Here is a 12,958-nt window from a genome sequence, read left to right as displayed (position 1 = left end):
GTATTCGACGAAGACCGCCGCAGCAAGGGGCTGCGTGCGGACTTCCGGCCACCACCCGTGCGGCGGCAGGAACAGGAGCGACGTCCGCAATGAGCCTCGACACTCCCTATCGATCGCCATCCGACGCCTTCGCGGCCTCCGCCATGAGACGGCCGGACGCGCCATTCCTGCTGGCGCCTGCGAGTGCGCAATTGCCCTACGCACCGGAAGGATTCAGGATCGAATATGGCGCGTTCAAGACCGAGGTCGACCGGCTTCAGGCCGAATACGCGGCCGCCGGCTATGGACGTGGGGCGCGGGTTGCCTTGCTGCTGGAAAACCGCCCGGTCTTTTTCCTGCATTGGCTCGCGCTCAACGCGCTCGGGGTTTCGATCGTTCCGATCAATCCCGACGTTCGGCCCGACGAATTGTCCTTCCAGCTCGAGCTGTCGCAGGCCGACCTGCTGGCTGCAACACCTGACCGTATCCATGTGACGAAAAACGCGGCGCTCGGGCGCGCCCGCCTGATCGATACCGATAGCCGCATTCCACCGTGCCAGACCGACGTCAGCGCCCAAAGCCCCGAATTCAACGGCGAATGCGCACTGCTGTTCACTTCAGGCAGCACCGGCAAGCCGAAGGGCTGCATGCTGTCGAACCGCTATTTCCTGCAGGTCGCGGACTGGTACCTCGGGCAGGGCGGCGTGGCCGAACTGCAGCCGGACCGCGAGATCAACCTGACGCCGCTGCCGATGTTTCACATGAACGCGCTCGGCTGCAGCGCGGTCGGCATGATGGTGCTCGGTGGCGCCGTAGTGCCGCTTGACCGCTTTCACGCCAACCGCTGGTGGCAGTGCGTGGCCGACAGCGGCGCCACCGTCGTGCATTGTCTCGGCGTCATTCCCGCCATCCTGCTGCAACTGCCGGTGACCGAGGTCGAACGGCAGCATCGCGTGCGCTTCGCGTTCGCGCCCGGCGTCGATGTCCGCCATCGCGCGACCTTCGAGGAGCGCTATCGCATCCCGATCGTCGAGGCCTGGGCGATGACCGAGACCGGCGGGGCGGCGGCCACCACCACTTCGCGCGAGCCGGCAGGCTTCGGCGCGCGCTGCGTCGGCCGGCCGTCTGAAGGCATGGAATATCGCCTCGTCGACGATCAGGGCGCCGATGTCGCACTCGGCAAACCCGGCGAATTGCTGGTCCGCGCCAAAGGCGATGACGGCCGGGCCGGATTCTTCAGTGGTTACCTGAAGGACGAGGAAGCCACCGAAGCGGCATGGCAAGGTGGCTGGTTCCATACCGGCGACCTCGTGTTCGCCGACGAAGACGGGCTGATGTACTTCTTCGATCGCAAGAAGACTATCGTAAGACGCAGCGGCGAGAACATCGGGGTGCTCGAGGTCGAAAGCGCGCTCCATATGGACACGCGCATTGGCGGCTGCGCGGTGACGCCGGTTCCCGACGACATCCGCGGCGAAGAGGTGTTCGCGTTCATCGTGCCGAACGCTGAAGTCGACGATGCCGCGGAGCTTGCAGCCTCGATCGTCAAGACTTGCGCCGAACGCCTCGCCTATTACAAGGTGCCCGGCTACATCGCCATCATCGATGAATTGCCGCTGTCCTCGACGCGGAAACTCGCCCGGGGCGAGATCAAGACGCTCGCGGCCGAAGCCGTCAGCGCCAATCGAGCGATCGACATGCGCGCGCTCAAGGCGAAGCTGCGCCACGCCTGAGCCACGACTGCTGCCGTCAGAGCATGATCCGGAAAAGTGGGAACCGGTTTTCCGAGAAGATCATGCTCAAATGATAAACGTAGAGCGAGATGACGAATCGAAGAGAAGTCATCGCGCTCTACGGCAGCAGCTTGTATTTGCCGTTTTCAATCTGGACCAGGATGCGCGCGCGGTCGTCGACGCCGTGCCGGTCGGCCGGCGTGTAGCTGTAGATGCCGTGCGCGCCGACCACATCCTTGGTCGTAAACAGCGCCTCGCGCAGCGCGGTGCGGAACGCCGGCGTTCCAGGTGCGGCACCTGATGCCTTGGCGCGCTTGGCGGCGTCCATGAACACCAGCCAGCCATCGAAGGCATAGGGCGAGAACGCATCGGCCGGCGCCTCACCATTGGCCTTCTCGTAAGCGGCGCGGAATGCGAGCGCGATCTTGCGAATCGGATTGCTCTCGGGAAGCTGTTCGCCTGCGGTCACAGGTCCGGTCGGACAGATGATTCCCTCCGCCGATTTGCCGGCAAGCCGCAGAAAGTCGGCGCTGATCATGCCGTGATTGCCGTAGAGCGGCCCCCTGTAACCGCGCTCCGCCAGCGCAATCACCGGCAGCGCGCCGGGCGTTCCAGTGCCGCCCAGCATGATCGCATCGGGACGCAGGGAAACCGCACGCAGCACCTGCGCGGTGACCGAGTTGTCGGAGCGCGCATAGCGCTCGTTGGCGATCACCTTGATCCCGGCCTTCTCGGCGCTTTGCAGCAGCGAGTTGTACATCAGGTCGCCGAAAGCGTCGGAGAAGCCGATGAAGGCCACGGTCTTCACGTTGCGGCTCTTCATGTGATCGACGATGCCCTGGACGAGCAGCGGCGTCGGTTGCGGTGTTTGCACCACCCACGGCCCGCCCTCCCCGGCCGGTACCGGCGCGATCGGCGAGACCGCCACCATCGGCACCTTCATCTCGATCGCAGCCGTCGCCATCGCCAGCGTCTGCGGCGCGCCTGATGTACCGATCAGAAAGTCGACCTTTTCCTGCTCGACCAGCTTGCGCGCATTACGCGTCGACGCAGCCGGATCCGAGCCGTCGTCGAGCTGGATGACGCGAACTTTCTCGCCATCGATCTCGCCGATATACGTTTGGCCTGCGGCGAGCCCCTTGGCATTCGGCACGCCGATCGAGGACACCGGTCCGCTCAGGCCGGTGACGAAGCCGACGAGAATTTCGGCACGCGCCGGCGCAGAGGCGCCGAGCAGGAACGCGGCACCGATCAACAAGATAGTTTTCTTTTTCATGATGTCACTCGATGTCGATGAAAGAGCTCAACCCTGCCCGGGCACCAGCGCAAGGACCCGCAGCGGACTGCCGGAGCCGTTCTGGATTTTTAGCGGCGCGGCAACGATCACGGCACCAGTCGGCGGAAGCTGATCGAGATTGCACAGGCATTGCAGGCCGTAGCGCCCGCCACCGTGCAGGAAATGGTGCGCCGGATAGGGCGGATCGAGATGACCGGCCTGGCCGGCATCGGTCCCGATCGTTTCGGTGCCGAAGCCGATGACGCCACGCTCCTCGACCAGCCAGCGCATCACGGCGGCATCCGGTCCCGGCGTATGCGCGCCGTCGTCCTTCAGATTGGCATAGTCGCGCCAGCCCTTCTTCGACCAGTCGGTGCGCAGCAGCACCCAATGGCGCTCGGGAATCCGTCCGTGGCGTTTTTCCCAGGCCTCGACGACCGGAATCGTCAAAAGGAAATCCGCATCCATTGCGGCCTCTGCCGAACAATCGATCACGCAGGCCGGCGCGATCATGTCGCGCACTGGCAACGTGTCGACCGCATTGTTCGGCAGATCCTTGCCCGTGAACCAGTGGATCGGTGCGTCGAAATGCGTGCCGGTGTGTTCGCCGAAGGTGAGGTTGTTCCAGTACCAGGCAGGACCGCCGGCGTCGTAACGCGAAATCTGCTGGATGCGGACCGGCGCAGCCTGACCGAACTCGGGCGGCAGCACGATGACCGGAAAATCGGGACTGAGCGTGAAGGTCAGATCGACGACGTGCACCACGCCGGATGCAACCGCGCCGGCAAACTGCATGAGACTGTTGCTGTCCATTGCGCTTCTCCCGCTTTCAGCAAACCCACTTACGCCCCAAGTTCACGCTCGACCGCCTTGGGATTGGCCGCAAGACGCTGGCGAATGTCCTCGGCGACGTCGCCTACGAACACGTCTTCAAGGCCGCGCTTGAGCGCCGAGACAATCGCGCTCGCGACCACGCGCGGCGCGACCTTCGGCGGTGGCACGGTCTGGAACCATTCGATATCGAGCGGGCCCGTGAACACGTTCACCACCTTGACGCCACCGGGCCGAAGCTCCGCGCGCAAGGAGTGCGACAGCGAGAGCGAAGCCGCCTGCGAGGCCGAATACGCACCGAATATTGGCCAGTTCGCCAGCGCATAGACCGACAGGATGTTGACCCAGGCGGCGGCGCTGTTGACGCCATCGGAGCCCCGCATCCGCATCGCCGGCCCGAACGCCTGCGCCAGATGCACGAAGCCGAGATAGGTCTGGTCGATCTCGTCGCGCACGACGCTGGTGCCTTGACGATCGAGCAGCCCGCCGGAACGGACATGCTCGGTGGTATTGACGAGGATGTCGACCTTGCCGCCGATATCGGCCGCCAGATCGGCAACCGACTTCTCGTCGCCGATATCGAGCGGCACGATTTCGACGCCCTCCAGCGCCCGCAACGCATCCTCGCCGCGGAACGGCTTCCACGGTTCAGCGACGCCGACAAACACAATCGAGGCGCCGGCTGCCTTCAACGCTGCCACCACTTCCTGGCCGACGATGCTCCGCCCATTCGTCACCAGAACGCGCCGGAATTTCGGATCGGCCGTCATCTCACGCCACTGCCTGTCATCCGTCATGTTGGATGTCTCCCGTTCCGGATGGGCGAAGGCCACGGCCTGCCCGCTCTTGTCCAGTTGAAACGACATCACGACCGGCTTGCCCTCTTCGCAATCGGCATGCAAATGCGTCACGAGGGTCGGCCCGCATTCCATCGCGACCAGGCCGACGCGCCATGGCGCTCGCTCGCGGAAATGCACGTCGGCCGGGATATGCAGCGTGGTTTCGGACAAAAGCGTGCCGCGCCGCGGCGCATCCGCGAAGACGAGATCGGCAGAAAGGCACTTGGGGCACGCATCGCGCGCCGGATAGCAGAACGTTTCGCAGGCGCCGCAGCGCTGCAGCATGAAGCGGCCCTCGGCGGCGGCCCGCGTAAAGCCGTGCGACGCGCGGCTGCGCGCGCGCGGCGGCGACGTCGGCAGCCGCGTCCGCAATAGCGGGTTCTTCCGGCGCGGCTTTGCGATCGGTTCGATCATGAGCCCGCTCCCGCGAGGATCGCCGCGCCCGAAGCGAGGCCGCGATCATAATTGATCATTCCGAAGCCCGACGCCAACCCGATGCGGGCATCCCTCACCTGCGTCGGACCGGCCTGCCCGAGCACCTGTCGCATCGCCTCGACCACCCCGAGATAGGCGCCGCCTGCGCCGGCCTGCCCGACCGAGAGCTGGCCACCGGAAGTGTTGTGCGGGAAACTGCCGTCGATCGTCAGATCATGCTGCCGCACGAAATCCGGCCCCTCGCCCTTCTTGCAGAAGCCGAGATCCTCGAACTGCATCATCGAGATGACAGGGTAATCGTCGTAGGTCTGGACGAAATCGAGATCGTCAGGCTTGACCCCGGCCATCGCATAGAGCTCGTCGACGTCCATCGCCCAGCCGCCGCGCACCTGAACGGGATCGTCGCCGAACGCGTTGTGGCGCTCGATGGTGGCGAGGATTTTGACGGCGGGCAGGTTCAGCGATGCAGCGACGTCCTCGCTCATGACGAGGAAAGCCTCCGCACCGGCACACGGCATCACGCAGTCGAACAAATGGATCGGGTCGGCAATCGGCCGCGCCGACATGTATTGCTCGATGGTCAGCGGCGCCTTCATCAGGGCATGGGGATTGCGAAGCGCATTGCTGCGCTGGGCAACCGCGATCCTGCCGAAGTCCTCGCGCTTTGCCCCGAACGTCCGCATGTAGTTGCGCGCGATCAGCGCAAAGCTCGCATTGGCCCCGCCGGCGCCATAGGGATAGACGGCATCCTGGTTGAAGCGCGAAAAATTCTCCAGCGTGTAGCGGAAGGAATCGACGTGGTTGGTGTCACCGGCGACGCAGGCCACGATGCGGGCGTCGTTCGCCTGCACCGCCCGCGCGGCACGGCGGAGCGCGGCAATCGCGCTGGCGCCGCCGAGCGGAATGGTGTCGACCCATCGCACGCAGAGGCCGAAATGCTGGGTGAGACCAATCCCGCTATCGAGTCCCGCCGTGAAACTCGAGACACAGAACCCGTCGATGTCGCGCGGCGTGATCCCGGCACCATCCACCAGCGCCTTCAGTGCGCGGCCGATCCACCACTGCGCGCTCTCGATCGAGTAACGCACGTAAGGAATCGTCACCGGAACTGCCATCACGACCCGGTCATAAGGTGTGCGGATGGAATTCTGCATCGGACCGCCGGTTCCTGTGAGCCGTTCAGAGCACGGTCAGCTTGACGTCGATATTGCCGCGCGTCGCGTTGGAATAAGGGCAGCGCTCATGCGCGCCGGCCACGACTTCCTCGGCGACGGCTTTCTCCAGCCCGGGGAGTTGCACCTTCAGTTCGACCGTCAGCGCATAGCCGACCTCGACCGGGCCCATGCCCACCTTGGCGGTGACGGTCGGTTCCGCCGACGGCGTGATCTTGCGGGTACGCGCGACCAGCTTTACCGCGCCGAGGAAGCATGCGGCATAGCCAGCGGCGAAAAGCTGCTCCGGATTGGTTCCTGGTCCGCCCGGACCACCCAACGATTTCGGCAGCGACAGTGACACCGACAACAACCCGTCATCGCTCGCGGCCTTGCCGTCGCGTCCGCCGGTTGCCGTGACCTCGGCTTCATACAGAATCTTGTCTGGCTGCAGCATGTCGTGTCCTCAAGAGCTGTTTGGCTTGTGCGTGCGCGCTACAAGCGCGCGAAAATCCTGGCGCGCGCGGTCGTTGGCCAGCGCGAAGCTCGGCCCGCGGCTCGGCCCGGTGCCGTTGAGGCGCTGCAACTGCACCCACATCTCGGCGCTCTTCAGCGCGACCGCCGCGCAGTTGACCACCGGCGCATGACCGATCTTGAACCCATGCTCGCTCGCAATCAGGAGACCAGGCAACACGCCGGCCGGGATGACGACATCGGCTCCGCGATCGACCAGCGGCTGCGCGCAGGCCGCAAAGTCGCTCAGCATGCGTGCCTTCGCCACGGCATCGCCCGCGAATGCTGCGCTGAAATCCTCCGGCCGGCAGCCCATTCCGACGACCTGCGACACGCGGCCGGAAAGTCCGTAACGATCGGCCTGCTCGTAATGCCAGACCTCGAAAGCGCTATCGAGCGTGACAAGGCCGAGGCGGCGGCCAAGCTGCGAGGCCGCCAGCAGCGTAGCCTCGCCGGCGCCGATGACTGGAATCGTCAGCGCCGAGCGCAACTCGTACAATCCGGGATCCTGGAAGTGACCCATGACATAGGCATCGAAGCCGCCCTCCTGCGCCGCGAGCCCATTGTCGACTGCCTGGATCGCACAGCGGAATTCGCTGAGCCGGCCGAAGTCGCGATCGGCAGGCGTGATGCCTTCGACATGGACGCTGGTGCCGGGCGCCGCGATCTCGTTCAGATAGGCCGCCAGCCGCGTCATGTAGGGCGCGCTCGTAGCCTGGTCGACGAAGCTCTGCCAGAAGATGCGCACAGCGGATATCCCGTTCACAGGCGGAGCGTGCGGGGGCTCGCCCCTCGCGGTCACGAGGGTAACGACACGCACGAGCCTGTCGTTGCGGAGGCGCGTTGGAGAGCGACGCCATCCCTTCGACCGAAATATTTCAACCACAAAATAATTTTGGCGTCAATTGAACCGCGCACGGGCGCACGCTGCGCACGACAGGATCGGTTTGCCGAAAGGACAGGCAGATAGCGCCTCACCCTTTTGCACAAGCGAATTCAGCTTTCGCGGGCACTCGCAGTGCCGCAAATTTTTTCCGCGGGGCGCGAATCTGGCGTATTGACCTGTGGCCGAGAAATACTTTAGGCTTTAAACAATTGACAGGGAGTGGGCGCCGTGCAGACGCACGTCGCGTTGATGGTTGCGTTGATAAAGGCTCTTCAATCGTGACTGAGATCATCGACCTCGGGACAGCGAATGTTACGGGCGGGTTCGCATTCGCCGCGGTCGGTCGCGCCGTTTCATGTCTTGGCTGCATTGGCGGCGACGAAGTCGCGGACTATTCCAGCAAAAGCTTCCGGCAACTGATCGGGAAGCGGCACCATGCCTCCTGAGAGCTCGCGCAAGATACTGCCCTCGATAGCTCCAGCGACCTTTGGAGCCACCGGATGAGCGTGCGGATCGCCTGTCGGAGCAATGACCAGCGTGGGACACTGGATGCTTCCCAGACGGTCCTCCATTCGATAGCGATTCACCACCCGGTGGCCTTCCGCCGCCATCTCGCCGGCCCGCAGGGCGTCAATCATGAAGCGCCGCAGCAGATCGGTATCATCAGCGGGATAGAACGGCTGCCGGCGCGCCCAGAGCTCGGTGAGATGGGAGCCGTCGGTGCGTGTCTCGACGTCATCGATCACCCGCATGGCGTGATGTTTGGCCCGGCGCGCCGCATCGACGAAAGGACAGGCCGAGAGCACCAGCGCGCTGACGCGCGCAGACCCCGACGCGGCCATTTCCACCGCGATCGCCGCACCGGTGTGATGGCCGACGATGGCAGCGCGCGGCACTTCCAGCGCATCGAGCAGCGCGAACGCCCCCTGTGCCCACAATTCGATGGAAGGTTCGCCGGCAGGCCGATCGGAATCTCCGAAGCCGAGCGTGTCCATCGCGATCGCACGGAAATCGCGGCCGAGCAGCGGCAGCACATCGCGGTATTCGTCCCACGAGCGCGGCGTCTGATGCAGCATGAGGATGGGAAAGCCAGTTCCCGCCGTGGCGACATGGATGCGCCCAAGAGGTGTCGTAACAAAGCGACGCTCGACGCTGGAACCAGTTCTTGTAGCGCTCATTTCGTAGCTCCATCCGGATGCAGGCACCAGGCCCACGCTTGCTTTCGGCGACAATCGCGGCATCGATCGTGCTGGTCCGACCTCGATCCATGCTGACATCTCGCTCAGGTCGCGGCTGATTTCAACCAAGGGGAATGCAATGCGCAAGATGTTGAGTTTGACTGCACTCATCGGCGGCCTGGTCGCGGCCTCGACCGCACAGGCCGATATCACGATCGGATTCGTGACGTCGCTTAGTGGACCCGGCTCCTCGATCGGCATCCCGTATGGCCGCGGCATCCAGGCGGCGATGGAATACAAGAACGAGGTCAACGGCGAGAAGATCAAGCTGATCCAGCTCGACGACGGCTCCGATCCCTCCGCCGCAACCCGCAATGCGCGCAAGCTCATCGAGGAAGAGAAGGTCGACCTCCTGATCGGCACCGCCACCGCCCCCTCGACCATTGCGATGCTGGCGGTCGCAACCGAATTGAAGGTGCCGATGATCGCGGTCTCCCCGGTGATCGGTCAGCCGAATCCGGCCGACCAATGGGGCATTTCCGTTCCGCAGCCCGCCTCGCTGCTGGTCAAGGTCGTCGCCGACCGCATGAAGCGCGATGCGATGAAGAACATCGGCTATATCGGTTTCTCTGATGCCTGGGGCGATCTCGTCTACAACGGCGCCAAGGCGGTGGAAACCGAGGACGGCATCAAGGTACTGACCAACGAGCGTTATGCGCGCGTCGATACGTCGGTCACGGGCCAGATCCTTAAAGTTCTCGCCGTGCGTCCGGATGCCGTGCTGATCGGCGGGTCGGGCACGCAGGGCGCGCTGCCGCTGCTTGCGCTCGGCGAACGCGGCTTCAAGGGCAAGACCTACGGCACGGTCGCGCTGGTCAATCCCGATTTCGTGCGCGTCGGCGGCAAGGCTGCTGAAGGCATTCAGGTCTCGGCAGGCCCGGTCATTGTGGCCGAGCAGCTTCCCGACGACCATTTCGCCAAGAAGCTCGCGCTCGAGTTCCGCGCTGCCTTCCTGAAGGCCAACAATGTCCCGACCACGGACGGCTTCTCGGCCTATTCTTTCGACGGCTGGAGGATCTTCACCTCTGCCGCCGAGCGTGCGCTGAAGACCGCGAAACCCGGCACCGTCGAATTCCGAAAAGCTCTGCGCGACGAGATCCTCAACACCAAGGAGCTCTCGGGCGTGCACGCGGTCTACAACTTCAAGCCCGGCGCCTATCACGGCGTGGACGAGCGCGCCCTGGTCATCGTCCGCCTCAACAACGGCGCCTGGACCTATCAACCCTGAGCGGTGCCTGCGGGTAACACGGAAGGACGGCCGACGGCATGACGGCAGACATCGCAGCGATCCTTGCGATCGATGGAATTGCGACCGGGGCGGTCTACGCCCTGGTTGCGATCGGCACCGTGCTGATCTTCACCGTGACGCGGGTGATTTTCATTCCGTTCGGCGACATTGCCGCCTTCACGGCACTGACGCTGGCGGCGCTCGATGCCAAGCAGCTTCCCGGCACGGTCGGCCTGGTTGTCGTGCTGGCGTGCATGGCCTGCGTCATGGAGGTCGTCTCGCTGGCGCGTGCCGGCGAGCTTCGCTCCGTGCCGAAGGCCGTGCTCGGCTATCTCGTGTTGCCGCTGATCGTCGTCGGCATCGTTTGGCTGACGATGCGCTTCAATCCCCCGATGCCGGTCCGGATCGTGCTGGCGCTGCTTTTGATCATGCCGATCTCGCCGCTCTTGGACCGGATCGTGTTTCGCCCGATCGCGGACGCCTCGGTTCTGTTGCTGCTGACGGTCTCGGTCGCACTGCATTTCGCGCTGGTCGGACTTGGCCTGCTGTTCTTCGGCCCCGAAGGCGTCAGGACCGAGCCGCTGACGTCGATGGCGATCGAGATCGCCGGCGTGCACGTTTCCGGACAGACGGTGCTGATCCTCACTGCCGCGCTGGTGTTCAGCGGCCTGCTGTTTCTGTTCTTCGACTTCACGCTGATCGGCAAGGCGCTGCGCGCCACCGCCCTGAACCGGACCGGCGCCCGGCTGATGGGTATCAGGCCTGCGCGTGCCGGAACCATCGCCTATTTGCTGGGATCATTGATGGCCGGCGTCTCCGGCATCCTGATCGCACCGGTCAACACGATCTTCTATGACTCCGGATTCCTGCTCGGCCTGAAAGCCTTTGTCGGCGCCATCGTCGGCGGCATGGCCAGCTATCCAGGCGCGGCGCTCGGCGCATTTGGCGTCGGCATTATTGAGAGTTTCGCCTCATTCCAGAGCAGTACGTTAAAGGACGTCATCGTCTTCTCGCTGCTGATCCCCATCCTGCTCTGGCGCTCGCTCGCCTCGCAGCATTCCGAAGAGGAAGTCGAGGAATGACACTGCAGCAGATCCGTCTCATCATTGCCGCGGCGATTGCCTGCCTCGTGGCGGCGCCCTTCGTGCTCAATCCGTTCAGCATCACCCTGCTGAACTACATCGGCATCTACGCGCTTGCGGCAATCGGGCTGGCGCTGCTGACCGGCGTTGGCGGTATTGTGTCGTTCGGCCAGGCCGCCTTTGTCGGCGTCGCAGCTTACTCGACCGCGTGGGTCACGGCGGTGAACGGCTATTCGCCATGGCTCGGACTGGCACTGGCCGTCGTTCTTACTTGCAGCATCGCGGCGATCCTGGGCTTCGTGACGCTGCGCCTGGGCGGTCACTTCCTGTCGCTGAGCACGGTCGCCTGGGGATTGGCAATCGCGTTCCTGTTCGGCAACATCGATGGCCTCGGTCAACATAACGGCATCTCGGGCATTCCGCCGATCTCGATCGGCCCGATCGCCTTGGTCGAGAGCCGGCAGATCTATTTCCTGATCTGGGCTATTGTCGTGGCGGTTCTTTTCGTCTGCTACAACCTGCTCGACTCGCGCATCGGCCGCGCGATGCGCGCGCTTCGCGGCGGCAATACGCTGGTCGAAAGCCTCGGGATCAGCGCGTTCCAGATCAAGCTGGTGACGTTCGTCATCGCTGCGTTCCTTGGCTCGCTGTCTGGATGGCTCTACGCCCATCTCGGCCGTTTCGTCAGCCCCGGACCGTTCGAAGCCGGCATGGGTATCGAATATCTGATGATGGCGATGGTCGGCGGCGCCGGCAGCATTCTGGGCGGCGTGGTTGGCGCCGCGATCGTCACGCTGCTGAAGAACACCGTGCAGGACTATCTGCCGCTGATCGCCAAGGGCGCCTCCGGCCAGCTCGAGATCGTGGCTTTCTCGGCGCTGTTCATCCTGTTCCTGCAACGTGCCCGGCAGGGCATCGTCCCGTTCCTCGCAGGCTTTCTGCCTGACCTCAAGCAGTCCCGCCCGCAGGTGGCTGACCCGTTGCCGCTCCGTGACAAACCGGCGCCGGGCACGCTCCTTCTTAAAGTGCGCGAAGCGCAGCGCCGATTTGGCGGTCTCGTCGCCGTCAACAATGTCAGCTTCGAAGTGAAATCCGGCGAGATCCTCGGGCTGATCGGGCCGAATGGCGCCGGCAAGACCACGATGTTCAACCTGCTCACCGGCGCGCTGCGCGCGAATAGCGGCGAGATCGCGTTCGCGGGCCGTTCGATCACCCACGACCAGCAATTCCACATCGCCCGCGCCGGCATCTCCCGCACCTTCCAGCACGTCAAGTTGCGCCCACGCATGACGCTGCTCGACAACGTGCTGCTCGGCACCTATTCGCGGACCAAAACCGGCCTGCTCGCCGGCGCCTTACGCCTGAACCAGGCGGAAGAGGCCAGCGCCCGCTACGAAGCGCTGCAGCAGCTCGAACGGGTCGGGCTCGGCGACAAACCATTCGAGCTCGCCGGCAATCTGCCGCTCGGCAATCAGCGCGTGCTCGAGATCGCCCGCGCGCTTGCCGCTGATCCGACGCTGCTCGTGCTCGACGAGCCGGCCGCCGGCCTTCGTCGCCAGGAGAAGCTGAAGCTTGCGGAGCTGTTGCGGTCGCTGCGCGCGGATCACCTGACCATCCTCTTGGTCGAGCACGACATGGAATTCGTCATGTCGCTGGTCGACCGCATCGTCGTACTCGATTTCGGCTCAAAGCTCTGCGAAGGCGAACCGGCGGCGATCCGCAGCGATGCCCGGGTCCAGGAAGCCTATCTCGGAGGTGTCGCGTGAC

General features: G+C 64.4%; 11 protein-coding genes. 4 read left to right on the top strand and 7 right to left on the bottom strand.

Translation table 11 applies throughout. The features are described 5' to 3' along the window. Positions 1-89 precede the first annotated feature (89 nt). A complete protein-coding gene (locus ACH79_RS16985) occupies positions 90-1,712 on the top strand; it encodes an AMP-binding protein (protein ID WP_161852012.1) in 1,623 nt (540 codons plus the stop codon). Positions 1,713-1,830: 118 nt separating this feature from the next. Here the strand turns inward: ACH79_RS16985 and ACH79_RS16980 are convergent, their stop codons facing one another. From ACH79_RS16980 to ACH79_RS16950, 7 genes are all read right to left on the bottom strand, one after another. Then, entirely contained in the window at positions 1,831-2,988 is a 1,158-nt protein-coding gene (locus ACH79_RS16980) for an ABC transporter substrate-binding protein (protein WP_161852011.1), read from the bottom strand. Between the two features lie 27 nt (positions 2,989-3,015). Next, positions 3,016-3,801, bottom strand: a complete 786-nt coding sequence (locus ACH79_RS16975) for a cyclase family protein (protein ID WP_161852010.1) — start codon at positions 3,799-3,801, stop codon at positions 3,016-3,018. Positions 3,802-3,830: 29 nt separating this feature from the next. Further along, complete coding sequence (locus tag ACH79_RS16970; protein ID WP_161852009.1) at positions 3,831-5,072, bottom strand: SDR family NAD(P)-dependent oxidoreductase; 1,242 nt, start codon at positions 5,070-5,072, stop codon at positions 3,831-3,833. Then, positions 5,069-6,247: a thiolase family protein gene (locus ACH79_RS16965; RefSeq protein ID WP_161852008.1), complete on the bottom strand. Its 1,179-nt coding sequence runs from the start codon at positions 6,245-6,247 to the stop codon at positions 5,069-5,071. Before ACH79_RS16965 ends, ACH79_RS16970 begins: the two co-directional genes overlap by 4 nt. A 25-nt stretch (positions 6,248-6,272) precedes the next feature. Beyond that, on the bottom strand, positions 6,273-6,701 hold the full coding sequence (locus tag ACH79_RS16960) for an organic hydroperoxide resistance protein (protein ID WP_161852007.1): 429 nt from the start codon (positions 6,699-6,701) through the stop codon (positions 6,273-6,275). A gap of 9 nt (positions 6,702-6,710) precedes the next feature. Further along, positions 6,711-7,505: an aspartate/glutamate racemase family protein gene (locus ACH79_RS16955; RefSeq protein ID WP_161852006.1), complete on the bottom strand. Its 795-nt coding sequence runs from the start codon at positions 7,503-7,505 to the stop codon at positions 6,711-6,713. 491 nt (positions 7,506-7,996) lie between these two features. Then, positions 7,997-8,821 (bottom strand): alpha/beta fold hydrolase, encoded by an 825-nt coding sequence (locus ACH79_RS16950; RefSeq protein ID WP_161852005.1) that lies wholly within the window; start codon positions 8,819-8,821, stop codon positions 7,997-7,999. A 139-nt stretch (positions 8,822-8,960) separates the two neighbouring features. On the opposite strand from ACH79_RS16950, the gene ACH79_RS16945 reads away from it, so the two are divergent. From ACH79_RS16945 to ACH79_RS16935, 3 genes are read left to right on the top strand one after another with little or no spacing between them, the layout of a single operon-like run. Then, complete coding sequence (locus tag ACH79_RS16945; RefSeq protein ID WP_161852004.1) at positions 8,961-10,109, top strand: ABC transporter substrate-binding protein; 1,149 nt, start codon at positions 8,961-8,963, stop codon at positions 10,107-10,109. 38 nt (positions 10,110-10,147) lie between these two features. Continuing rightward, positions 10,148-11,191 carry a branched-chain amino acid ABC transporter permease gene (locus ACH79_RS16940; RefSeq protein WP_161852003.1) on the top strand — a complete coding sequence of 348 codons (1,044 nt, stop codon included), beginning with the start codon at positions 10,148-10,150 and terminating at the stop codon, positions 11,189-11,191. After that, positions 11,188-12,957, top strand: coding sequence for an ATP-binding cassette domain-containing protein (locus ACH79_RS16935; RefSeq protein WP_161852002.1), 1,770 nt, complete (start codon positions 11,188-11,190; stop codon positions 12,955-12,957). Before ACH79_RS16940 ends, ACH79_RS16935 begins: the two co-directional genes overlap by 4 nt. Position 12,958 lies beyond the last annotated feature (1 nt).

The organism is Bradyrhizobium sp. CCBAU 051011 (assembly GCF_009930815.1).
Lineage (GTDB): Bacteria > Pseudomonadota > Alphaproteobacteria > Rhizobiales > Xanthobacteraceae > Bradyrhizobium.
The sequence above is the reverse complement of the archived record's forward strand: the minus strand, read 5'-3'. Positions and strand labels throughout refer to the sequence as shown.